This window comes from Edwardsiella anguillarum ET080813, assembly GCF_000264765.2.
Classification (GTDB): domain Bacteria; phylum Pseudomonadota; class Gammaproteobacteria; order Enterobacterales; family Enterobacteriaceae; genus Edwardsiella; species Edwardsiella anguillarum.
Genome location: NZ_CP006664.1, coordinates 1722875 through 1745445, shown reverse-complemented (window position 1 = coordinate 1745445; position 22571 = coordinate 1722875). Strand labels below are relative to the sequence as shown.

Genomic DNA, 22571 nt, shown 5'->3' with positions numbered 1-22571 from the left:
CTCAAAACCTTTTACGGCCCACCGTATTACTGCCGGCAGGCCGTAAGGCTATTACCAGGACTGGGTTGCTTTGAAGGTATCGAGGATGCCTTTCAGCTTACCTTCGATCTCGTCGTTATAAGCACCGGTCTGGTTGATTTGTTGCATCAGGTCGGCGTGCTCGCGATCAACGTAAGCCATCAGCGCCGCTTCGAAGCCGCCAACCTTCGCCAGCTCGACGTCTTCCAGGTAGCCACGCTCAGCGGCAAACAGCACCAGCGACTGCGCAGCAACGGACATCGGCGCATACTGTTTCTGCTTGAGCAGCTCAGTCACCTTCTGGCCGTGGCTCAGCTGTTTGCGGGTCGCGTCGTCCAGATCAGAGGCAAACTGAGAAAACGCCGCCAGTTCGCGGTACTGCGCCAGTGCGGTACGGATACCGCCGGACAGTTTCTTCATGATCTTGGTCTGCGCCGCGCCACCCACGCGGGATACGGAGATCCCCGGGTTTACCGCTGGGCGGATACCGGCGTTAAACAGGTTAGACTCCAGGAAGATCTGGCCATCGGTAATCGAGATTACGTTGGTCGGAACGAACGCGGAAACGTCACCTGCCTGGGTTTCAATGATCGGCAGCGCCGTCAGTGACCCCGTCTTACCCTTGACCTCACCCTTGGTGAAAGTCTCGACGTACTCAGCGTTAACGCGCGCTGCACGCTCCAGCAGACGGGAGTGGAGGTAAAATACGTCGCCCGGGAATGCTTCACGGCCTGGCGGACGACGGAGCAGCAGGGAGATTTGGCGATAGGCGACTGCTTGCTTGGACAAGTCATCATAGATGATCAGCGCGTCTTCACCGCGATCGCGGAAGTATTCACCCATCGCACAGCCGGCGTACGGCGCCAGATACTGCAGGGCGGCGGATTCAGAGGCCGAGGCCACGACGACAATGGTGTTAGCCAGCGCACCGTGCTCTTCCAGCTTACGCACCACGTTAGCGATGGTAGAAGCCTTCTGACCTACGGCAACGTAGATACACTTGATGCCGGAGTCACGCTGGTTGATGATGGCATCGACGGCCAGCGCGGTTTTACCGGTCTGACGGTCGCCGATGACCAGCTCACGTTGACCGCGACCGATCGGGATCATGGCATCCACGGACTTATAGCCCGTCTGTACCGGCTGATCGACCGACTGACGCTCGATAACGCCCGGGGCGATGGCTTCAACGGCGGAAAACCCGTCATGCTCGACCGGACCTTTACCGTCGATCGGCTCACCCAGGGTGTTAACCACGCGGCCCAGCAGACCACGGCCTACCGGAACCTCCAGAATACGGCCGGTACACTTGACCTTCATGCCTTCGGCCAGGTCAGCGTAGGGCCCCATCACTACCGCACCCACAGAGTCGCGCTCCAGGTTCAGTGCGATAGCGTAGCGGTTGCCCGGCAGCGCGATCATTTCGCCCTGCATGACGTCCGCCAGACCGTGAACGCGGATAATCCCGTCGCTCACGGAGACGATTGTACCTTCGTTGTGAGCTTCGCTCACCACGTCGAACTGAGCAATGCGCTGCTTGATCAGTTCGCTGATTTCGGTGGAATTCAGTTGCATGCTCCAGTCCCCTTAAGACTGCAAGACGTCTGTCAGGCGATCCAAACGGCCGCGAATGCTGCCATCGATCACCAGGTCACCCGCGCGGATAACCACGCCGGCCAATACAGACTTATCAATTTTGCAATTCAGCTTCACTTTACGTGACAGACGTTGTTCCATTGCGGCGCTGATTTTATCCAGCTGCGCCTGAGTCAGGGGCGCTGCAGAGGTGACTTCCACATCTGCCGTCGCTTCCATCGCATCACGCAGTGCAATAAACTGCTGCAGCACGTCAGGAATAACCTGTAAACGTCCGTTTTCCGCCATCACTTTAATGAAGTTCTGACCGGATTCATTGAGCTGGTCACCGCAAATATCAATGAAAAATGCCGCAAGGGTCTCCGGAGCCAAGGCACCGGACAACATTTCGGCCACGCTTTCATTGCGGGTCACCTCAGCGCTGAACGCCAGCATATTCTGCCAACGATCCAGGCTGTTATGCTCAACAGCAAAGTCAAAAGCTGCTTTGGCGTAGGGGCGAGCTACCGTGATAAATTCAGACATCGGCCCCTCCCTCCTTACAGTTCAGCGACCAGTTTATCGACGATGTCGCTGTTCGCAGCTTCATCCACGGAACGTTCAATAATTTTCTCGGCACCGGCGATTGCCAACATGGCGACCTGTTTACGCAGCTCTTCACGGGCACGCTTGCGCTCGGCATCGATTTCAGCCTGCGCCTGCGCGACGATCTTGGCACGTTCCTGTTCTGCTTCAGCCTTCGCCTCATCGATGATCTGAGACTTACGCTTGTTCGCCTGCTCGATGATCACCTGTGCGTCAGCCTTGGCTTTCTTCAGCTGGTCGGTCGCATTGGCCTGCGCCAAGTCCAGATCTTTCTTCGCACGCTCTGCGGAAGAGAGACCGTCAGCAATCTCTTTCTGACGCTTCTCTATGGCGGCCATAAGCGGCGGCCATACATACTTCATGCAGAACCAGACGAACAGGACAAACGCGATGGCCTGGCCGAGGATTGTTGCGTTAAGATTCACAGCACAATGCCTCTTAAATTAGTTAATCGGTTTGGTTGGCGTTAACGGGGAAAACCCCATTTACGCGACGGCAAACATGACGTACAGACCCAGACCAACCGCAATCATCGGGATAGCATCCACCAGACCCATTACGATAAAGAACTGTGTACGCAGCAGCGGGATCAGGTCAGGCTGACGCGCGGCGCCTTCCAGAAATTTACCACCCAGGATGCCGATACCGATCGCAGCACCGATTGCCGCCAGGCCCATCATCACAGCGGCAGCCATGTACAGCAGATCCATACTCAGGTTTTCCATGACAGTCTCCAGTTTGTTTCAGTTAAACGCAGTAGTGTTGTTAAAAATAATCAGTGCTCTTCAGACGCCATCGACAGATAGACGATCGTCAGAACCATGAAGATAAAGGCTTGAAGCGTAATAATCAGGATGTGGAAAATAGCCCATGGAACGTTGAGCAACCACTGTGACCACCACGGCAACAGACCGGCAATCAGGATGAAAATCAGCTCGCCGGCATACATGTTACCGAACAGTCGCAAACCGAGGGAGACCGGCTTGGACAACAGGCTGACGCCTTCCAGAATCAGGTTGACGGGAATAAAGACAGGATGATTGAACGGCTGCAGGGTCAACTCCTTAACGAAGCCCCCTACCCCTTTCATCTTAATGCTGTAGAACAGAATCAGGATAAACACCCCAAGCGCCATCGACAGGGTGATATTGACATCCGCCGACGGTACCACGCGCAGCGCAGGCAGGCCCATCCAGTGCTCAGCGATATACGGCAGGAAATCGATGGGAACCAGATCCATCAGGTTCATCAGGAAGACCCAGACGAAGATGGTCAGGGCCAGCGGTGCGATCAGCTTGCTCTTACCGTGATACATGTCGCGCACGCTGCCATCGACGAAGCCGATAATCAGCTCAACGGCGGTCTGAAACTTACCCGGCACACCGCTGGTTGCATTCTTGGCGACCTTACGGAACAGAGCCAAAAAGATCAGGCCCAGAACCACAGAGAAAAACATGGAGTCGATGTTCAGCGTCCAGAAAGATGCTGGGCCATCGTGCGGATTCACCAGCTCAAAAGTACGCAGATCCAACTGAAGGTTGTTCAGATGGTGACCGATGTACTCTTGTGGCGTAGAGATTTCTCCTGCAGACATGATGCCTCTTACCCTTTAAGTAGTTAATACGGTAACTGTTTTAATTACGACTTATAAATGCCGGCGCTGCTACCTGCACCACCAGCACCGCAATGTAAGTCAGGCCAAGCGGAAGAAAAACCGCCTTAAACCACCCCAGCGACACGATAAGCAGGGCTATCGTGCAGACCATTTTAAGCGCCTCGCCCAGAGCGAATGCCCAAGCAATACGCCCCTCAGCCCGCGCTTCGGCCCGCGAACGCGAGGCAAACAGCATAAACACGGCGTTGGGTAACCAGGCGGAAAGCCCGCCCAACAGTGCGGACCATCCCCAGCCTACCGATTTTATCGATAGGCAGATACTGAATAGAACAAAGGTCACTAGCTGTAGAATCAGCAAGTTACGTGCGATCTTCCCGCCATAAAGCGCTCCAGACATGACGTTTGCTCTCTCCGTACCCCCCAGGAGGTATGCTGATTTGAGTGACGTAATAAAACTGCCTTTACGAGGCTGAGTCAAGCCAGAAAAACGTGAAAATTATACGGTGCATCCCTACAAATTCAATGTATAAGTAGCCAAAAAGTGAATAGTAATTTAAATATTTTCACGATTTATCACCGAACACACAGAATCGACGAAATATCCTTTTTAGCCAATACATAACACAATTCCAATCTTACATTTTTACTCTGATGGATGATCACAGAATAAAGCAGCAAAAAAGCCAATATACCATAGCGTTAAGACTGTTTTTTAACCAATATTGCGAATATAGACATTTAAAATCATAAAGTTAGTCGATTAACTCATCAATCTATAGCTCAAAACCAAATGGAAACAGCCTGTTGACATATCGCTCCCCCCTTCTAGCCCCCTCCATAACCAGAAAACAATACGGCAAAAAAGCAAGGGCAGAGGGCGATCGCCGCCGAGTTCCCTCCCCGCTGGCACGCGGATCATCACGCAAATATTGTAAACAGATAGTAAACAAATAAAATATACGTCTACAAATGATTCAAGCTATTAAAGATTGATCCGCTCACTTGCTATGCAATGGTTTTTTTAGCTTTTTTTGACAAAAAACAAAATTAATCGGATTTTAGTACCACCAGATGGCGTTCCCCGTCCAGCGTTGGCACCTGCAGGCGGATCAGTTGTTCCACGCTAACGCCGGCCGGCAGATTTTGCAGCTCATCCTGAGGAACCGCGCCCTTCAGGGCATAAAAACGTCCGCGGTGCGCGGCGGGAAGGTGGCGACACCAAGACACCATATCCAGTAGAGAGGCAAAGGCACGACTAATCACACCGTCAAAAGGCGGCTCAGCGACAAACGCCTCGACCCGGCTCTGCACCGGCTCAATATTGTCCAGGTGCAGCTCATGTTGAACCTGACGCAGGAAACGTACCCGCTTACCCAGGCTATCCAGCAGCGTGAAGTGAGCATCAGGGCGCACGATGGCCAGAGGGATCCCCGGCAGACCCGGCCCGGTTCCCACGTCGATGAACCGCTGCCCTTGCAGATAAGGGTTAACAACGATGCTGTCCATGATATGGCGTACCAGCATATCGCGAGGATCGCGTACAGAGGTCAGGTTATAGGCCTTATTCCACTTATCCAACAGGGATACGTAGCCCAGCAGCCGTTGTTTTTGCTGATCGGTTAACGAAATGCCGGCCTGCGCCAGCAGCGTGTCCAGTTGCTTATTCACGGTATATACCTCAATCAAAGCCGGCCGTCGTAAAGACGGCCGGTCGCGAAGAATGGCCGCCGGGCAGCGGCCAATGGGCGCGTAGCTACAGGCTGCGGCGCAGCATTCCCTGCTTTTTCAGCCACACCAGCAGAATAGAGATCGCCGCGGGCGTAATGCCTGAAATCCGCGATGCCTGACCGATAGAGTTGGGTTTATGGTCATTAAGTTTCGCGATCACCTCGTTGGACAGGCCGTTGACCTGACGATAGTCCAAGTCGGCTGGCAGCAGCGTATTTTCATTCCGCTGCTGCTTTTCAATTTCGTCCTGCTGACGGGCAATATATCCTTGGTATTTAACCTGGATCTCAACCTGCTCAGCCGCCTGACGATCCGCTAGCGGTGGGGAAAACGGAGACAGCGAGGTCAGCGTAGCGTAATCCATCTCCGGCCTACGCAGGAGATCCTCGCCGCTGGCCTCGCGCGACAGCGGGGTTTTTAACAGCGCATTCACCTCAGCCGCCTGCTCAGCCTGCGGGTGTACCCAAGTATCGCGCAGACGCTGACGTTCACGCTCCATATTCTCCAGCTTCTGGTTAAACTGCGCCCAGCGCACATCGTTAACCAGCCCCAGCTCACGGCCGATAGGGGTCAAACGCAGGTCGGCGTTGTCTTCGCGCAGCATCAGGCGGTACTCCGCGCGTGAGGTGAACATGCGGTAGGGCTCCTTGGTGCCCAGGGTACACAGGTCATCCACCAGCACGCCAAGGTATGCCTCATCGCGACGCGGTGCCCAGCCGTCTAAATCGGCGGCACAGCGTCCAGCGTTCAGGCCTGCTAGTAGGCCCTGCGCCGCCGCCTCTTCATAGCCAGTCGTACCGTTGATCTGACCGGCGAAGAACAGCCCCTGAATGTATTTGCTCTCCAGGGTGGGTTTCAAATCCCGCGGATCGAAAAAATCATACTCAATCGCATAGCCCGGACGCACAATGCGGGTGTTTTGCATCCCCTCCATCGACCGTACGATGGCCATCTGAACGTCAAACGGCAGACTAGTTGAGATCCCGTTTGGATAGATCTCATTGCTGCTCAGACCCTCTGGCTCCAAGAAGATCTGGTGCGCATTACGATCGGCAAAGCGCATCACCTTATCTTCGATCGATGGACAATAGCGAGGGCCGATCCCCTCGATGATCCCGGCATACATCGGGCTACGATCCAGGTTACTGCGGATCACCTCATGGGTATGTTCATTGGTATGCGTGATATAGCAGGGTACCTGGCGCGGATGCTGACTAGCCTCACCGAGGAAAGAGAATACCGGTGCCGGATTATCACCATGTTGCTGCGCTAGCACGCTGAAGTCGATGGTTCGCGCATCAAGACGCGGCGGTGTACCTGTTTTTAGGCGGTTTACCCGTAGCGGTAACTCACGCAGGCGACGGGCCAGTCCGATGGCGGGCGGATCGCCTGCGCGACCACCGCTGTAGTTCTCCAGACCGATATGGATCTTACCGTTCAAGAAGGTGCCGACGGTGAGAACCACGGCTTTTGCGCGGAACTTTAGCCCCATTTGAGTAACCGCACCGACGACGCGATCGTTTTCAACGATCAGATCCTCTACGGCCTGTTGAAAGATCATCAAGTTGGGCTGGTTCTCTAGCGCCATACGTACCGCTTGGCGATACAGCACGCGATCGGCCTGAGCTCGGGTTGCCCGCACCGCCGGTCCCTTGCTGCCGTTGAGGATCCTAAACTGGATCCCGCCTTGATCGATCGCCTGAGCCATCAGCCCCCCCAGAGCATCGACCTCTTTTACTAAGTGCCCCTTACCGATACCGCCGATGGCTGGGTTGCAGGACATATGTCCGAGCGTATCGATATTATGTGTTAATAACAGGGTCTGGCGGCCCATACGGGCAGAGGCCATAGCCGCTTCGGTACCGGCATGGCCGCCACCGATGATGATGACGTCAAAGGGATCGGGGTAAAACATGGTACTACACCTCGCGCTAACCGAAAGGCTCTCAACGATCGTTATTTGCCTAGGGGTGGGGATTCTACTCAAGTTTAGGCGCAGGTCCAACCCACGTGGATCGTCGGATCCTCCGCCCAGTATTTAAAAGATCTTTTTTATTTAAAGATCTCTTTATTAGATCTTCTATTAGGATCGCGATCCTTTGTGGATAACACAAATTTCTCAATAAGGATCAAGTTACTACGCAGGATCATTTACTGTGGAAGATCGGTGATCCCAGACCGTAAAAGCTGGGATCTTTATTGGTTGTTATACACAGGCGCAAAAAAGGCTCTGGCTTGTTATTTGGATAACTACCGGTTTTTTACTGCTTATAACAAGACTTATGCACAGTCTAAGTGGGCAAAAAACATACTTATTGGATAAGTTTTTCCCACGCGATCAGCCATTCCTCTGCAAGATCCTCTGGAATATCGCAGCGCTGAATATCGATCTTGAGCATTTCGCCGAGACGCTGAGCACCAAATGCGATCAAAATGCGATCGACGATCGCGATCCCACCACAAAAGGTGTCATATTCACTGCTGCCGATGCCGACGGCGCCAAAATGGATCCCAGTGAGATCCGGCTGCTGGGTCTCTATTTGTTCAAACAACGGCTGCAAGTTATCCGGCAGCTCGCCGGCCCCGTGCGTCGATGTCACCACCAGCCAAATGCCCCGCAGGGGCAGCTCATCCAGACCCGGACCGTGCAGTACCTGCACGCCATGACCCCGTTCAGTTAACTTTTCGGCTAGATGTTCGGCGACATACTCGGCGTTGCCTAAGGTACTGCCGCTGATAACGGTGATATTTGCCATGATGATCCCAGCGAATGATTTGGACGGGCTATTGTACGCTGCGAATTTGCTGGGATCTAGCTGTGGATAATCTGGGTGTGAATGCGGATAACTCGATCCGGATCAGGGCCTGATGTCGCGCATGATCGGGTTTTGCAGGGAGATCAGCGTTTCAGTAGACTGAATTTCATCAATGGTCTGGATCTTGTTGATAAGTACGTGCTGCAGCGCTTCGATAGACTTGGTCATCACTTTAATGAAAATACTGTAGTGACCGGTGGTGTAATAGGCCTCGACCACTTCATCCAGGCTTTCCAGACGCGCCAGGGCGGCCGGGTAGTCTTTGGCGCTTTTGAGGATAATGCCGATGAAGCAGCAGACGTCATAGCCCAACATCTTAGGGCTGACCTGTATGCAGGCGCCGGTAATTACGCCGGCCTGTTTCATCTTTTCTACCCGTACGTGGATGGTTCCAGGGCTGACGTTAAAGTTTTTCGCCAGCTCGGCATAAGGCGTACGGGCATTTTGCATCAGCGCATTGAGGATGCCGCGATCGAGATTATCGATCGGATAAATTTCTGCCATTTTTTACCTTCAAATTTAGACAAAATTCAATTATAGACGCCATAAAATGATTGATTTAAACCAATAAGGCAATATTTGTTGTTGATTATTGAATTCATCGTCGCATCTGTTGCTTAATCAATACCAACAGGACAGACAGGCAGTGAGTACAACAATGAAAAAATCCTATATTGAAAAACAGCAGCAGATCAGCTTTGTTAAGGCGCATTTCTCCCGTCAGTTGGAGCAGCGCCTCGGTCTCATTGAAGTGCAGGCGCCGATCCTGAGCCGATTGGGCGATGGTACGCAGGATAACCTTTCCGGTCATGAGAAGGCGGTACAGGTAAAGGTGAAGAACCTGCCGCAGGACGTCTTTGAAGTGGTGCATTCCCTGGCCAAATGGAAACGTAAGACGCTGGGAATGTATGACTTTGCGCCGGGGGAAGGGTTGTATACCCACATGAAGGCACTGCGCCCCGATGAGGATCGTCTCTCTGCGATCCACTCGGTGTACGTGGATCAGTGGGACTGGGAGCGCGTGATGGGCGATGGGGAGCGTACTCCGGCCTATCTGCAGGATACGGTGCGCCACATTTATGCCGCGATGAAAACAACAGAGGCTGAAGTGTGCGCGCAGTATGGATTAACGCCGTTTTTACCCGCGGAAATCCATTTTGTACACAGTGAGACCCTGCTGCGACGCTACCCGGATCTGGATGCCAAAGGCCGCGAGCGCGCGATTACCCGTGAGCTGGGCGCGGTGTTCCTGATGGGGATCGGCGGCCGGTTGTCAAACGGTCAGGCCCATGACGTCCGCGCACCGGACTATGACGACTGGACTTCGCTGGGCGCCGAGGGGTTCGGTGGGCTCAACGGCGATATTCTGGTGTGGAACCCGGTGCTGGGCGATGCCTTTGAACTCTCCTCCATGGGGATCCGCGTTGATGCCAAGGCGCTGGAGCGTCAGCTGGCGCTGACGGACGATGAGGATCGCCTGGCGCTGGAGTGGCATCAGTCGCTGCTGCGCGGGGAGATGCCACAGACCATCGGCGGCGGCATCGGTCAATCCCGTCTGGTGATGCTGCTGCTGCAGCAGCAACATATCGGTCAGGTGCAGTGCGGCGTATGGCCACAGGAGATGCGCCAGCGCGTGCAGGCGATTCTCTAAGGCTCAATGGCGCCAGCGACGCAGCAGGCGCCCCTTAATCCCGCTGTCGAAGCGCCAAATATAATCAAAGACTTTCATTATGCTGGGCTTGCCATGTGGCGACATGGCCACTGCGTGAAAGCAGTGGCCATTCTGTTTTTGCAGCTGGGTTATCAGACCCTGTGTCTCTTCCGGCAGCCGCTGGGCAATAAAATCGGAAATGACGACCGCATCCGCCTGCTGCCAGGTCGGCTGCTGCAGCAGTGTACAGGTTTGTGCCAGGCAGCGCGCTAGATCGGTTCCGCCACGAAAGCGCTGGCTTAGGAAACGAATCGCCTGATCAATGCCGCTGTCGGCGGTCAGTTCATACTGCACAATTGCGGTAGAAAACAGCATGATGTAGCAGCGGCGATTATCGGCAAGGGCGATGCGCATCAGCGCCAGACAGAACGCCTTGGCACACTGCTCATGGAATCCTCCCATCGAACCTGACGTATCGACGCAGACGATAAACGGCCCCCTGGGCTGCTGTTGCTGGTGGAGGTACGTTACCCTGTGCTGAATTTGCTGCTCACGCCAGGCATCCCCCTGCAGACGGTAGGTCATCAGGCGCTTTTCCAGAAGACGGCGGTAAAACTCCAGCTCCAGCTCGCTGAGCCCTAGCAGCGATAGCTCGCTGGGCATCAGGCGTAGGATCTCATCGCTTTGATGGATCCCGCTGACCTCTTCAGGCATAACGGCCGGCTCGCGTACCAGTACGCGGCGAATCTCCTGCTGAGTGTCAGCGTGATCCTGGGGATCGGCGGCGCGGCTGCGCCCCAGTCGTTCAGCCAGCTGCTGCAGCTCTGGCTGGCCGGCAAGGAAGTCACCGTACTGAACCAGCAGCTGATAGTCACCGTGATGCGGCGGCGCACGGCTCATGTCCCAGAGGCGGCCCGCGGCATTTTCATTTTCCACGAGCACCGGCTCTAGCGCGCCGCTGAGCTGCATGCGCTGCTGCAGCTCTTGCTGCAGCATCTCTCGTTCCTGTTCCATCACCTGATGGTGGAGCGTCAGCGTTCGGGCGACCAGGCTCAGGCGCCACTGCTGTAGAAACAGCGTGTGAAAGCTGTCGCTGTGGGTGATCTGCCCATCGGGACAGAGCTGGTGGGCTTTGTGGCTAAACGGAGAGCCTTGGCTATCCAGCGCCGCTAGGGTGGAGGGTAAGCGGCGGAAGAATTCGCCGCTGCCCAGCAGGAGCTGATGCTGATACAGCGTAAATTCTTGAGCCAGATCGTCGGGCACGCTGGTGTCGTGGAGCCGTTTACGCAGTCGGCGCTGCCAGGCGGGCCATTCGCGATCGATGAGCTTGCGCAGGCGGGGGTATTTTTCAAAAAAGATCGCTAGCTGGGGGGCCGCCATCAGCCCGACCAGAAAGTCCTGCAGCAGCTCGCTTTCATTCATGACGAGAAAAGCTTCGACGGCCTCAAGTGACGGCATGTCAGAGGGTTTCTCCCTGCAGCCGAGCGGCTAGAGCATTAATCTGCTCATCCACTTCCAGTAGGCTGGCCTCTATCTGAGCCAACCACTCGCGGCAGACAAACAGGCAGGGCTGCTGCCCGGCGAACTGTTGGCGCTGCTGGCGCAGCGTTTGCCTTATCTCCTCAAGACCGGCCAGAATGGCGGGATCCGCCTGCTGATGCGTACCGTCAGGCAGACTCAGCAGACTGGGTTGATGGCTGATATCGCGGATCTCCAGCTGATGCTGTGAATTAATTGCGACGTCAACGGCCAGGGCAAAGCCGATACCGTTGAGGCGGGCCCGCAGTTCGCCGCCTTTTTGCAGCCAGCGGGTCAGCGCCGCGGTTTCAACGCTGAGGTGGGTGACCTGCATATCGTGCAGACGCAGCGGCTGCAGCAGTAGCAGCGTGAGCTGTGGCGCAGTGAGCTCCGCCGGCAGGGTATAGTGGGCCCGGTGGTTAAACAGTGCGGATTTATGCCGTAGCGTCAGCGCGCGGCTCTGCTGATATGTTCGTTGGCTTTGCAGCCATTGCCCCTCTAGCCGCTGGATCTGCAGCAGCAGCGCCTGCTGCCGGTAGGCCTGCTGTGTCAGGATCTGCTGGATGTGCTGGTTCAGCAGCTGGCGTGAGGAAAGATCGTGCCACAGGCACTCTTTCAACAGGATCAAATCGAGGGGGGCGACGGTGTCGCGGCCGCTGAAAAAGGCACAGGCCTGCAGCAGGCGTACGGCTTTTTTCCAGCGCCGATCGGAGATATAGGGCGCATTTTCCAGCGTGTCGATATGCTGGCGCAGCTGAAATATGAGGTCAAAGACGTTATCCGGCAGTGCGACTCCGCTCAGCTGCTGCTGCCAGCGTTGAAACTCATCGCCGTCGATGCTGAGACTGTCGGGAACCGGATTGGCGTTTTCATCCTGATGGCTATTGATCAATGCTCGAAAATTACTCTTTTCCTGCACTTTATCCAGCCATAGGCGGATAAGCATACGGTCGTATAGCGCTTCCAGCCCTCCGTCGGCGTCCGGCAGCTCGTTAGAGGCGGTAACCAGCAGGCGCAGCGGGATATCCTCTTCCCGATCACCGTTACGGAAACGGCGTTCGTTGATGGCGGTCAACAGGGTATTCAGAATGGCCGGGCCCGCTTTCCATATCTCATCCAAAAAGACGATTTCGGCTTCTGGCAGGTAGCCCTGGGTCAGGCGCTGGTAGCGCCCTTCGTCTTTTAGGGCTTGAATAGAGAGGGGGCCGAATACCTCCTCCGGAGTGGAGAAACGGGTCATCAGGTACTCAAAGGCGCGCGCATTGCGAAAGGCGAACTTAAGCCGACGGGCGATCAGACTCTTGGCAATGCCCGGGGGCCCGAGTAGGAAGACGCTTTCGCCGCACAGCGCCGCCAGCAGACACAGGCGTACCGCCTGCTGCCGTTCATACAGTCCGGACTCCAGCGCCTGGCTCAGTCGTGAAATACGTTCGGCCAATTGGCGAGGTTGCGTCATAATATTCTCTATTCATGACATGGATGATTTTGTTGTATCCATTTATAACCTGTATGACCAGCTTTTATTTTCATTCACGGCCATCGGGGAGATATTCACAGGCAACGCGGCGGCGTCACATGCTGTTTGTTACATAATCAACGATATTCTTGCGGGTTTTACAGTGGGAATACATGGGTATTTATGCATACTGTGCAACCTTTATCTGCGCCCGGGATGTTGGTGCATTGATGGCTGACGGAAATTTCAAACGAAAAATGTTATGAGTACAGAACAGAAACGTTCACTGACTACGGTGACGCTGGCCGCTATCGGCGTCGTGTATGGCGATATCGGCACCAGTCCACTGTATACCCTGCGCGAGTGTTTTGCCGGGCACTATGGATTTGAGGTGAAGCCAGAGATTGTCTTTGGCTTCCTCTCGCTGATCTTTTGGATGCAGATCCTGATTGTCTCGCTGAAGTATCTGACCTTTGTGATGCGGGCCGACAACGAAGGCGAAGGGGGGATCCTGACCCTGATGTCGCTGGCTGGTCGTAATACGCCGGCGCGAATAACGGCTACGCTGGTGATCCTGGGGCTGATTGGCGGTAGCTTCTTCTACGGTGAGGTGGTTATCACTCCGGCGATCTCTGTGATGTCGGCCATTGAAGGGCTTGAGATTGCCGCTCCGTCGCTGGATCCCTACATCGTTCCGCTCTCTGTTCTGGTGCTGACGGTCCTGTTTTGTATTCAAAAACACGGCACCGGCAGCATTGGCCGCCTGTTTGCGCCGGTGATGGTGCTGTGGTTTTTAGCGCTGGCGATCTTGGGGGGGCGCAGCATTCTCGCCAATCCTCAGGTGCTGTACGCCTTGGATCCGCGCTGGGCTATTAACTTCTTTATACATTATAAGGCGCTGGCATTTTTTGCTCTCGGGGCCGTGGTGCTGTCAATCACCGGGGTCGAGGCGCTGTATGCCGACATGGGGCACTTTGGTAAACGTCCTATTCGCCTCGCCTGGTTTCTGTTTGTGATCCCCTCGCTGATGCTGAACTATTTTGGCCAGGGCGCGCTGCTGCTTAAAGATCCGTTGGCGATAAAGAATCCCTTCTTTTTGTTGGCGCCTGACTGGGCGCTGATCCCGCTGCTGGTATTGGCTACCCTCGCCACGGTCATCGCATCGCAGGCGGTGATTTCCGGCGTCTTTTCTCTGACGCGCCAGGCGGTGCGCCTTGGCTATCTGCCGCCGATGCGTATTATTCATACGTCGGATATGGAGGCCGGTCAGATCTATATTCCGGCCATTAACTGGGCGCTGTATATTAGCGTGGTGTTGGTGATCGTCGGCTTTGAGCGTTCCAGCAATCTGGCGGCGGCCTACGGCATCGCCGTTACCGGTACGATGGTGCTGACTAGCATTCTATCCTGCACCGTCGCGTTTAAAAACTGGCATTGGAACCGTTTCTTGGTCGGGATCCTGTTGGTATGCCTACTGTGTATCGATATACCACTGTTTAGCGCTAACGCCATGAAGATACTCTCCGGCGGCTGGCTGCCGCTGACGCTGGGGCTGATGATGTTTATCGTCATGACGACCTGGAAAAGTGAGCGCTTTCGCCTGCTGCGTCGCCTGCATGAGCACGGAAATTCTCTGGAGGCCATGATCGCCTCGCTGGAGAAGTCGCCGCCGGTCAGGGTGCCGGGAACCGCGGTATATATGTCGCGGGCGGTGAACGTCATTCCCCTGGCGCTGCTGCATAACCTGAAACATAACAAGGTGCTCCATGAGAGGGTGATCTTGCTGACCCTGCGTACCGAAGATGTGCCCTATGTGCATAATGTGCGTCGTGTCACCCTTGAGCAGCTGTCACCGACGTTTTGGCGGGTGGTGGCCAGCTATGGCTTTAAGGAAACGCCGAACGTCGAGGAAATTTTCCACCGCTGCGGTCTAGAGGGGCTCTCCTGCCGGATTATGGAGACCTCGTTCTTCATGTCCCATGAGTCGCTGCTGCTGGGACACCGGCCTTGGTATCTCAAGGCGCGGGGCCGGCTGTTCATGGCGCTGAGCCGTAATGCGCTGCAGGCGGCCGATCAGTTTGAGATCCCGCCTAACCGGGTTATCGAGCTGGGAACCCAGGTCGAAATCTGACCCATCAAACTGGATAACGTATAAAAGGGCGCCTGACGGCGCCCTTTTTCATTGAAATTACTGTTTAGCTGAATCGTTTTTACCGCGAAACGTTTCGATTACGATCACATTTTTTTATTTTTTGCTTTGTTCAGCCCGGCTATACCTCTACACTTAGCGGAGAGCGAAACGTTTCGCTGGTGGAGCGAGTAATGAAAAAAGGCACGGTATTAAATTCTGAACTTTCAGCCCTGATCTCCCGTCTGGGTCATACGGACAGCGTGACGGTTGGCGATGCCGGGCTGCCGGTTCCTGACGGTATCCAGCGTATCGATCTGGCGCTGACCCATGGCATCCCGCGTTTTATGCAGGTTATTGAGACGATGACGGCAGAAATGCAGGTTGAGCGTGCCGTTTTGGCGCAGGAGATGGTTGAGGCTAATCCTGACATTCACCGGCAGCTGGTGACATGGCTGCAGCGGCTGGCGCAGACGCAGGGCAACGCGATTCATATCGACTATGTTTCCCACGGTCAGTTTAAGGCGCTGAGCGGTGAAAGTAAGGCCATCGTCCGCAGCGGAGAGTGTTCACCTTATGCCAATGTACTGCTGTATGCCGGCGTGACCTTTTGAGGCCATTATGCAACCGTTACTGGCTTTAACCGCAATCGATAAATCGTTTCCCGGCGTGAAGGCGCTGTCCGGTGCTTCGCTGAATGTCTATTCCGGACGGGTGATGGCGCTGGTCGGAGAAAACGGCGCAGGCAAATCCACCATGATGAAAGTGCTGACCGGGATCTATCAGAAAGATGCCGGTTCGCTGCATTATCTGGGCAAAGAGACGGCGTTTAACGGTCCCAAGTCCTCGCAGGAGGCCGGCATTGGTATTATTCATCAGGAGTTGAACCTGATCCCGCAGCTGACTATCGCTGAAAATATCTTTTTGGGCCGCGAGTTTACCAATCGCCTGGGGCGCATCGACTGGAAAAAAATGTATGCCGAGGCAGACAGGCTGCTGGCGCGATTGAATCTGGACTATGGTAGCCGCCGTCTGGTCGGCGATCTATCCATCGGCGAACAGCAGATGGTCGAGATAGCCAAGGTGCTGAGCTTCGAATCGCGGGTCATCATCATGGATGAGCCGACCGATGCGCTGACGGATACCGAGACGGAGTCCCTGTTTAACGTCATCCGAGAGCTGAAGGCTCAGGGACGCGGCATTGTTTATATCTCGCACCGTCTGAAGGAAATATTTGAAATCTGCGATGACGTGACCATCTTCCGCGACGGACAGTTTATCGCAGAGCGGCCCGTCAGCGCGCTCTGCGAAGATTCGCTGATCGAGATGATGGTTGGGCGCAAGCTGGAGGAGCAGTATCCGCGCCTCGACAGTGCGCCCGGCGATCTGCGCCTGCAGGTCAGTCACCTATCAGGCCCTGGCGTCAGGGATGTCTCTTTTACGCTGCGCAGCGGTGAAATACTGGGCGTGTCCGGGCTGATGGGCGCGGGGCGCAGTGAGCTGATGAAGATCCTGTACGGCGCGCTGCCTCGTACCCAGGGGAGTATAACCCTGGAGGGCAACCCCATTCAGACCCGCTCTCCGCAGGAGGGGATGGCCAACGGTATCGTCTATATCTCAGAGGATCGAAAGCGCGATGGCCTGGTGCTGGGGATGTCGGTGAAGGAGAACATGTCACTGACGGCGCTGCGCTACTTCAGCCGCCTTAACGGCTCGCTCAAACATGGCGAAGAGCGGGAGGCCGTCGGTGATTTTATCTCGCTGTTCAACATCAAGACCCCATCGATGGATCAGGCTATCGGCCTGCTTTCCGGCGGAAACCAGCAGAAGGTGGCGATCGCCCGCGGTCTGATGACCCGCCCCAAGGTTCTCATCCTTGATGAACCGACGCGCGGCGTCGATGTCGGCGCCAAAAAAGAGATCTATCAGCTGATTAACCAGTTTAAGGCGGAGGGATTGAGCATCATTCTGGTCTCCTCCGAAATGCCCGAGGTGCTGGGAATGAGCGATCGTATCCTGGTCATGCATGAGGGACAGCTGAGCGGCGAGTTCCCGATTGAACAGGCAACCCAAGAAGTGCTGATGGCCGCGGCCGTTGGCAAGCAATACGGCGTTAAGCAGGAGTAATCCCCGATGAATACCCAAGTAACTGCAAACCAGGGCGGATTCAGCAAGGCCCGACTCAAAGTCTGGCTGGTCGAGCAGAAATCGCTGATCGCCCTGCTGGTGCTGATCGCGGTGGTCTCCTCCATGAGCCCCAATTTCTTCACCGTCAATAATCTGTTCAACATTCTGCAGCAGACCTCCGTGAACGCCATCATGGCCGTAGGGATGACGCTGGTGATCCTGACCTCTGGCATCGATCTGTCCGTGGGATCGCTGCTGGCGCTGACCGGCGCGGTCGCGGCGTCCATTGTCGGGATGGATGTTAATGCGCTGGTGGCGGTTGGCGCGGCGCTGGCGCTGGGGGCGGCGATTGGCGGCTGCACCGGCGTTATCGTGGCTAAGGGCAAGGTTCAGGCCTTTATTGCGACCCTGGTGATGATGCTGCTGCTGCGCGGGGTCACGATGGTGTATACCGATGGCAGTCCGGTCAATACTGGTTTCTCTGCGCAGGCGGATCTGTTTGGCTGGTTTGGCATCGGTCGTCCTCTGGGGATGCCGACGCCTATCTGGCTGATGATTGTGGTCTTTGCGCTGGCGTGGTACATGCTGCACCACACCCGCCTAGGGCGTTATATCTACGCGCTGGGCGGGAATGAGGCGGCAACGCGCCTGTCCGGGATCAGCGTCGATCGCGTCAAGATTGCGGTGTATGCCCTGTGCGGCTTGCTGTCGGCGTTGGCCGGTGTGATCGAGGTCGCCCGACTCTCCTCGGCGCAGCCGACGGCCGGCACTGGCTATGAGCTGGATGCGATTGCGGCGGTGGTGCTGGGCGGGACCAGTCTGGCCGGCGGTAAGGGGCGGATTATGGGAACTCTGATCGGCGCCCTGATCCTTGGCTTCCTGAATAACGGCCTAAACTTACTCGGTGTTTCCTCCTACTACCAAATGATCGTCAAGGCAGCGGTGATTCTGTTGGCGGTTTTGGTAGACAACAAAAGCAATAAATAACCTTACCTACAGGAATCGATGAGATGAACATGAAAAAACTGGCAACCTTGATCTCCGCCGCGGCCCTGAGCGCCACCCTGAGTGCCAACGCCATGGCGCAGGACACCATTGCCCTGGTGGTTTCTACCCTGAATAACCCGTTCTTTGTGTCGATGAAGGATGGCGCGCAGAAAGAGGCCAATAAGCTGGGATACAAGCTGGTGGTATTGGACTCACAGAACAACCCGGCCAAAGAGCTGGCCAACGTACAGGATCTGACCGTGCGCGGCGCTAAGCTGATGCTGATTAACCCGACGGACTCCGATGCGGTGGGCAACGCGGTAAAAATGGCCAATCAGGCCAATATTCCGGTGATCACCCTTGACCGTGCGGCTAGCCAAGGTAGCGTGGTTAGCCATATCGCCTCCGATAACGTCGCCGGCGGCAAGCTGGCCGGTGACTTTATCGCCCAGAAGCTGGGGACCGGTGCCAAGATCATTCAGCTGGAGGGGATCGCTGGAACCTCGGCAGCCCGTGAGCGCGGCGAAGGCTTTAAACAGGCGGTCGTCGCCCATAAGTTTGACGTACTGGCCAGCCAGCCAGCCGACTTTGACCGTACTAAGGGCTTGAACGTCATGCAAAACCTGCTCACGGCGCACCCGCAGGTTCAGGCCGTATTCGCACAGAATGATGAAATGGCGCTCGGCGCGTTGCGCGCGCTGCAGACGGCGGGCCGCGGCGATGTGCTGGTCGTGGGCTTTGATGGAACCCAAGACGGTGAAAAAGCCGTACAGAGCGGTAAGTTGGGGGCCACCGTAGCACAGCAGCCTGAGCAGATCGGCGTGATCGGCATCGAGACCGCGGATAAGGTGATCAAAGGGGAAAAAGTACCGGCCAACATTCCGGTTGAGCTGAAGCTGGTCACCAAGTAACGAACCGGGAGACCCTCCGGGCAACGCCGCCGCTGGGATACCGGCGGCGGTAGATAAGTAGGAATACAGAATATGCAAACAGGCAAACTGGTCGTATTAGGTAGTATCAATGCCGATCACATTCTCAAGGTTGAACATTTTCCCCGCCCCGGCGAAACCTTAACCGGACAGGGATATCAGGTGGCATTCGGCGGTAAAGGGGCCAATCAGGCCGTTGCCGCCGGGCGCAGCGGTGCGGATATTGCCTTTATTGCCTGTGTTGGCGCCGATGATATCGGCGAACGGATACGAACCCAACTGGCCGGTGATGGGATCGATATACACGCCGTGGAGCGCGTCGATGGCGAAAGCACCGGCGTGGCACTGATTTTTGTCAATCAGGATGGGGAGAATGTCATTGGCATCAACGCCGGTGCTAACCATGCGCTGACGCCGCAGTATCTATTCCGCCATCGGGCGCTGGTGGCGCAGGCAGATGCGCTACTGATGCAGCTGGAGTCACCGCTGGAGACCGTTGAGGCCGCCGCGACGCTGGCCAGAGAGCATCAGACCAAGGTGATTTTGAACCCGGCACCGGCGCGGACGCTGCCGGACTCTCTGTTGCGGCTGGTGGATGTCATTACCCCCAATGAGACCGAGGCTGAGCGCCTGACCGGTATTCGGGTCCACGACGATGAGAGCGCTCGCCAAGCCGCCGCCGTATTGCATGGCAAAGGCATCGCGACCGTGATGATCACGCTCGGTCGCCGCGGCGTTTGGGTCAGCCAGGAGGGGCATGGCGGGGTGATCCCGGGATTTAGGGTTAACGCCATCGATACCATTGCCGCCGGGGATACCTTCAACGGCGCGCTGCTAACCGCTCTGCTGGAGGGGAATACGCTGTCTGCCGCTGTACGCTTTGCCCATGCCGCCGCGGCGATCGCCGTAACGCGCGAGGGTGCGCAGCCCTCCGTCCCTTGGCGCCGTGAGATCGATGCCTTCCTGCAGACGCATCAGGAGTAATCGGACGTGGCAACAATGAAGGACGTCGCCCGCCTCGCGGGCGTCTCCACCTCGACCGTATCCCATGTCATCAATAACAATCGCTTCGTCAGCGACAGCGTGCGTCAGCGCGTTCTGGAGGCCGTTCAGCAGCTGAATTATGCCCCCTCTGCGCTGGCCCGCAGCTTAAAGATGAACCAGACGCACACGCTTGGGATGCTGGTTACCACCAGCAATAACCCCTTCTTTGCTGAGGTGGTGCGTGGGGTCGAGCGCAGCTGCTATGAGCGGGGCTATAGCCTGATCCTGTGTAACACCGAGGGCGATCCGGCGCGTATGAGCCAGAGCATGGAGACGCTGCTGCAAAAGCGGGTAGACGGTCTGTTGATGATGTGCACCGAGAATTTTCGGCCGGCGCAGGAGATGATTGCCCGTTATCCCGCGCTGCCGACGGTGATGATGGACTGGGCGCTGTTCGATGGCCAGAACGATATCATTCAGGATAACTCTTTCCTGGGGGGGCAAATAGCGACGCGCTATCTGATCGAACGCGGCTACACCCGCATAGCCTGTCTGGCGGGGCCTAAGGATAAGTCTCCCTCTTGCCAGCGTCTGGAAGGCTTTCTGTATGAAATGAAACAGGCCGCGCTGCCGGTGCCGCCGGAGTACATCCTGTTCGGCGATTTCGAGTTTGCCGGCGGAGTACAGGCGATGAAACAGCTGCTGACGCTGCCGACGCCGCCCCATGCGCTGTTTACCGGCAATGATGCGATGGCCGTCGGCGTATATCAGGTGCTGTTTGAAGCCGGACTGCGGGTGGGCGACGATGTTGCGGTCGTCGGCTATGACGATATTGAGCTGGCGCGCTATATGTCGCCGCCGTTAACGACGATCCATCAGCCCAAGGATGAGCTGGGAGAGCTGGCAGTCGATACGTTAGTACACCGCCTGAAGCACCCGACGCGGGAGCCGCAGACGCTGGTATTAACCCCCCAGCTTATCGAGCGAGGCTCGGTCTCCGTCCATCACGGATGAGGTGCATCGCGCCGACGTGGGACGCGGCGGCCCTTCAGCAAGTGGTCGCCATCCTTGGGATGGAGCAACAGAAATACGCTAGCCGACAGCAGGGTGATAGCGCCCATTGTAATAAAGGTATAGTGGAAGTGATCCACCAGTGACCCAGCAACCTGAGTATCATAAAAGCGCAGCACTGCGGCGCTGACGGCAACGCCAAAGCTGATGGACAGCTGCTGGGTCACCGCCAGTACGCTGTTGCCCGCGCTGGCATTTTGGTCGCTCAGATCGCCCAGGGTAATCGTGTTCATTGCGGTAAACTGGGTGGACATGAACATCCCCAGCAGAAACAGCGGCAGGATCAGCAGCCACAGGGGCATTTCAGGCTTCTGTAGGGAGAATTGCGCGATCGTTAGGCCGATAATCAGCGTCACCCCCACCAGCGTATTACGATATCCCTGACGGCGCAGTACGCCGGTAACCAGCGATTTTCCCAGCATCGACCCCAGTGCCGTCGGCGCCATCATGCAGCCCGCAATAATGGCACTATAGCCGAATCCTACCTGCAGCATGAGCGGCATCAGGAATGGAATGCAGCCGGTGCCCAGGCGTGAGGCTATGTTGCCCACGATACCGACGGAGAAGGTATGGGTACGAAATAGAGGCAGGGCGATAAGCGGGTGGGGGTGGCGTCGGGCGTGCAGGATATACAGTAGCAACGAGCCGAGGCCCGCCAATATGCCGCCCCAGGCATAGGGCTGCGGTAGCGCCTGCTCGCCGAATAGCTCCATGCCACATGAGAGCAGCACCAGCCCTAGGCCAAATAGCATAAAGCCAAGCATGTCAAAGCCGCGGGTAGGGGCGGTAAAGTCAGGCATATAGCGTAGGGCATAGAGGATGCCGATAATACCAATCGGAATATTGATCAGGAAAATCCAGTGCCAGGTGGCATAGGTGACGAGCCAACCGCCGAGCAAAGGGCCGAGCACGGGGCCCACCAAGCCCGGTAAGCTGATGAAGTTGAGTACTGGCAACAGCTCATCGCGCGGATAGGCGCGCAGGAGCGCGAGACGGGCAACCGGCATCATCATCGCCCCGCCAATGCCCTGTAAAACGCGAGAGGCGACCAGCATCTCCAGTGAGCCGGACAGCGCGCACAGCAGGGAGCCAAACGAGAATAGCGAGACAGCGGCAATAAAGACGCGCCGAGTCCCCAGCCTATCGGCTATCCAGCCGCTGATGGGGATCAGCATCGCGACCGTCAGGGTATAGCTGATGATGGCAGACTGCATCACCAGCGGGGAGCGGGCCAGACTACGGGCGATGGCGGGCAGTGCGGTGTTCAGGATAGTGGCATCCAGCGCCTGCATAAAAAAAGCCATTGCCGCAATCCAGGGCAGGCCAGCCATACTCCGGGCGGTCTGGGTCATAAGTTTTCCG

At 56.3% G+C, this 22571-nt stretch carries 21 protein-coding genes; 8 read left to right on the top strand and 13 right to left on the bottom strand.

Annotated elements, in window-relative coordinates:
- Window positions 1-51: 51 nt before the first annotated feature.
- The 10 genes from atpA to asnC form a co-directional block, all read right to left on the bottom strand.
- Window positions 52-1593, bottom strand: a complete 1542-nt coding sequence (gene atpA / locus ETEE_RS07855; RefSeq protein ID WP_034164455.1) for a F0F1 ATP synthase subunit alpha — start codon at window positions 1591-1593, stop codon at window positions 52-54.
- 12 nt (window positions 1594-1605) lie between these two features.
- Window positions 1606-2139 carry a F0F1 ATP synthase subunit delta gene (gene atpH / locus ETEE_RS07850; RefSeq protein WP_034164454.1) on the bottom strand — a complete coding sequence of 178 codons (534 nt, stop codon included), beginning with the start codon at window positions 2137-2139 and terminating at the stop codon, window positions 1606-1608.
- A gap of 14 nt (window positions 2140-2153) precedes the next feature.
- The gene (atpF, locus tag ETEE_RS07845; protein ID WP_012850322.1) at window positions 2154-2624 is read right to left on the bottom strand and encodes a F0F1 ATP synthase subunit B; all 471 of its coding nucleotides are present in this window, start codon (window positions 2622-2624) and stop codon (window positions 2154-2156) included.
- A 60-nt stretch (window positions 2625-2684) separates the two neighbouring features.
- A complete protein-coding gene (atpE, locus tag ETEE_RS07840) occupies window positions 2685-2924 on the bottom strand; it encodes a F0F1 ATP synthase subunit C (RefSeq protein ID WP_004093904.1) in 240 nt (79 codons plus the stop codon).
- Between the two features lie 50 nt (window positions 2925-2974).
- A complete protein-coding gene (gene atpB, locus ETEE_RS07835; RefSeq protein WP_015873047.1) occupies window positions 2975-3793 on the bottom strand; it encodes a F0F1 ATP synthase subunit A in 819 nt (272 codons plus the stop codon).
- A 40-nt stretch (window positions 3794-3833) separates the two neighbouring features.
- Window positions 3834-4211: a F0F1 ATP synthase subunit I gene (atpI, locus tag ETEE_RS07830; protein ID WP_034164453.1), complete on the bottom strand. Its 378-nt coding sequence runs from the start codon at window positions 4209-4211 to the stop codon at window positions 3834-3836.
- 650 nt (window positions 4212-4861) lie between these two features.
- Window positions 4862-5482: a 16S rRNA (guanine(527)-N(7))-methyltransferase RsmG gene (gene rsmG / locus ETEE_RS07825; RefSeq protein ID WP_034164583.1), complete on the bottom strand. Its 621-nt coding sequence runs from the start codon at window positions 5480-5482 to the stop codon at window positions 4862-4864.
- 85 nt (window positions 5483-5567) lie between these two features.
- A complete protein-coding gene (gene mnmG / locus ETEE_RS07820) occupies window positions 5568-7457 on the bottom strand; it encodes a tRNA uridine-5-carboxymethylaminomethyl(34) synthesis enzyme MnmG (protein WP_034164452.1) in 1890 nt (629 codons plus the stop codon).
- Between the two features lie 397 nt (window positions 7458-7854).
- Window positions 7855-8298, bottom strand: a complete 444-nt coding sequence (gene mioC, locus ETEE_RS07815; protein ID WP_034164451.1) for an FMN-binding protein MioC — start codon at window positions 8296-8298, stop codon at window positions 7855-7857.
- Between the two features lie 102 nt (window positions 8299-8400).
- Window positions 8401-8862, bottom strand: coding sequence for a transcriptional regulator AsnC (gene asnC / locus ETEE_RS07810; protein WP_012850316.1), 462 nt, complete (start codon window positions 8860-8862; stop codon window positions 8401-8403).
- Window positions 8863-9016: 154 nt separating this feature from the next.
- Between asnC and asnA the strand changes: the two genes are divergently transcribed.
- Window positions 9017-10009: an aspartate--ammonia ligase gene (gene asnA, locus ETEE_RS07805; RefSeq protein ID WP_034164450.1), complete on the top strand. Its 993-nt coding sequence runs from the start codon at window positions 9017-9019 to the stop codon at window positions 10007-10009.
- A 3-nt stretch (window positions 10010-10012) separates the two neighbouring features.
- Here the strand turns inward: asnA and viaA are convergent, their stop codons facing one another.
- Both viaA and ravA read right to left on the bottom strand, forming a co-directional pair.
- Window positions 10013-11467, bottom strand: coding sequence for an ATPase RavA stimulator ViaA (gene viaA / locus ETEE_RS07800; RefSeq protein WP_034164449.1), 1455 nt, complete (start codon window positions 11465-11467; stop codon window positions 10013-10015).
- 1 nt (window position 11468) lies between these two features.
- Entirely contained in the window at window positions 11469-12983 is a 1515-nt protein-coding gene (gene ravA, locus ETEE_RS07795; protein WP_034164448.1) for an ATPase RavA, read from the bottom strand.
- Window positions 12984-13245: 262 nt separating this feature from the next.
- Here ravA and kup point away from each other — a divergent pair, with 262 nt between their 5' ends.
- From kup to rbsR, 7 genes are all read left to right on the top strand, one after another.
- Window positions 13246-15114 carry a low affinity potassium transporter Kup gene (kup, locus tag ETEE_RS07790; RefSeq protein ID WP_034164447.1) on the top strand — a complete coding sequence of 623 codons (1869 nt, stop codon included), beginning with the start codon at window positions 13246-13248 and terminating at the stop codon, window positions 15112-15114.
- 191 nt (window positions 15115-15305) lie between these two features.
- Window positions 15306-15725 (top strand): D-ribose pyranase, encoded by a 420-nt coding sequence (rbsD, locus tag ETEE_RS07785; protein WP_015873037.1) that lies wholly within the window; start codon window positions 15306-15308, stop codon window positions 15723-15725.
- Between the two features lie 7 nt (window positions 15726-15732).
- A complete protein-coding gene (rbsA, locus tag ETEE_RS07780; RefSeq protein ID WP_034164446.1) occupies window positions 15733-17238 on the top strand; it encodes a ribose ABC transporter ATP-binding protein RbsA in 1506 nt (501 codons plus the stop codon).
- A 6-nt stretch (window positions 17239-17244) separates the two neighbouring features.
- Window positions 17245-18225: a ribose ABC transporter permease gene (rbsC, locus tag ETEE_RS07775; RefSeq protein WP_012850308.1), complete on the top strand. Its 981-nt coding sequence runs from the start codon at window positions 17245-17247 to the stop codon at window positions 18223-18225.
- 23 nt (window positions 18226-18248) lie between these two features.
- Window positions 18249-19136, top strand: a complete 888-nt coding sequence (gene rbsB, locus ETEE_RS07770; RefSeq protein ID WP_034164445.1) for a ribose ABC transporter substrate-binding protein RbsB — start codon at window positions 18249-18251, stop codon at window positions 19134-19136.
- A gap of 72 nt (window positions 19137-19208) precedes the next feature.
- Window positions 19209-20138, top strand: coding sequence for a ribokinase (rbsK, locus tag ETEE_RS07765; protein ID WP_034164444.1), 930 nt, complete (start codon window positions 19209-19211; stop codon window positions 20136-20138).
- Window positions 20139-20144: 6 nt separating this feature from the next.
- A complete protein-coding gene (gene rbsR / locus ETEE_RS07760; protein ID WP_034164443.1) occupies window positions 20145-21152 on the top strand; it encodes a ribose operon transcriptional repressor RbsR in 1008 nt (335 codons plus the stop codon).
- Here the strand turns inward: rbsR and mdtD are convergent.
- Window positions 21143-22561 carry a multidrug transporter subunit MdtD gene (gene mdtD, locus ETEE_RS07755; protein ID WP_034164442.1) on the bottom strand — a complete coding sequence of 473 codons (1419 nt, stop codon included), beginning with the start codon at window positions 22559-22561 and terminating at the stop codon, window positions 21143-21145. The genes rbsR and mdtD overlap by 10 nt on opposite strands.
- Window positions 22562-22571 lie beyond the last annotated feature (10 nt).

Excerpts from the sequence above, each read along its gene's own strand:
- atpA (WP_034164455.1), bottom strand. The coding sequence starts at position 1,593 with ATGCAACTGAATTCCACCGAAATCAGCGAACTGATCAAGCAGCGCATT.
- atpH (WP_034164454.1), bottom strand. The coding sequence starts at position 2,139 with ATGTCTGAATTTATCACGGTAGCTCGCCCCTACGCCAAAGCAGCTTTT.
- atpE (WP_004093904.1), bottom strand. The coding sequence starts at position 2,924 with ATGGAAAACCTGAGTATGGATCTGCTGTACATGGCTGCCGCTGTGATG.
- atpB (WP_015873047.1), bottom strand. The coding sequence starts at position 3,793 with ATGTCTGCAGGAGAAATCTCTACGCCACAAGAGTACATCGGTCACCAT.
- atpI (WP_034164453.1), bottom strand. The coding sequence starts at position 4,211 with ATGTCTGGAGCGCTTTATGGCGGGAAGATCGCACGTAACTTGCTGATT.
- mnmG (WP_034164452.1), bottom strand. The coding sequence starts at position 7,457 with ATGTTTTACCCCGATCCCTTTGACGTCATCATCATCGGTGGCGGCCAT.
- mioC (WP_034164451.1), bottom strand. The coding sequence starts at position 8,298 with ATGGCAAATATCACCGTTATCAGCGGCAGTACCTTAGGCAACGCCGAG.
- asnC (WP_012850316.1), bottom strand. The coding sequence starts at position 8,862 with ATGGCAGAAATTTATCCGATCGATAATCTCGATCGCGGCATCCTCAAT.
- asnA (WP_034164450.1), top strand. The coding sequence starts at position 9,017 with ATGAAAAAATCCTATATTGAAAAACAGCAGCAGATCAGCTTTGTTAAG.
- viaA (WP_034164449.1), bottom strand. The coding sequence starts at position 11,467 with ATGCCGTCACTTGAGGCCGTCGAAGCTTTTCTCGTCATGAATGAAAGC.
- ravA (WP_034164448.1), bottom strand. The coding sequence starts at position 12,983 with ATGACGCAACCTCGCCAATTGGCCGAACGTATTTCACGACTGAGCCAG.
- kup (WP_034164447.1), top strand. The coding sequence starts at position 13,246 with ATGAGTACAGAACAGAAACGTTCACTGACTACGGTGACGCTGGCCGCT.
- rbsD (WP_015873037.1), top strand. The coding sequence starts at position 15,306 with ATGAAAAAAGGCACGGTATTAAATTCTGAACTTTCAGCCCTGATCTCC.
- rbsA (WP_034164446.1), top strand. The coding sequence starts at position 15,733 with ATGCAACCGTTACTGGCTTTAACCGCAATCGATAAATCGTTTCCCGGC.
- rbsC (WP_012850308.1), top strand. The coding sequence starts at position 17,245 with ATGAATACCCAAGTAACTGCAAACCAGGGCGGATTCAGCAAGGCCCGA.
- rbsB (WP_034164445.1), top strand. The coding sequence starts at position 18,249 with ATGAACATGAAAAAACTGGCAACCTTGATCTCCGCCGCGGCCCTGAGC.
- rbsK (WP_034164444.1), top strand. The coding sequence starts at position 19,209 with ATGCAAACAGGCAAACTGGTCGTATTAGGTAGTATCAATGCCGATCAC.
- mdtD (WP_034164442.1), bottom strand. The coding sequence starts at position 22,561 with ATGACCCAGACCGCCCGGAGTATGGCTGGCCTGCCCTGGATTGCGGCA.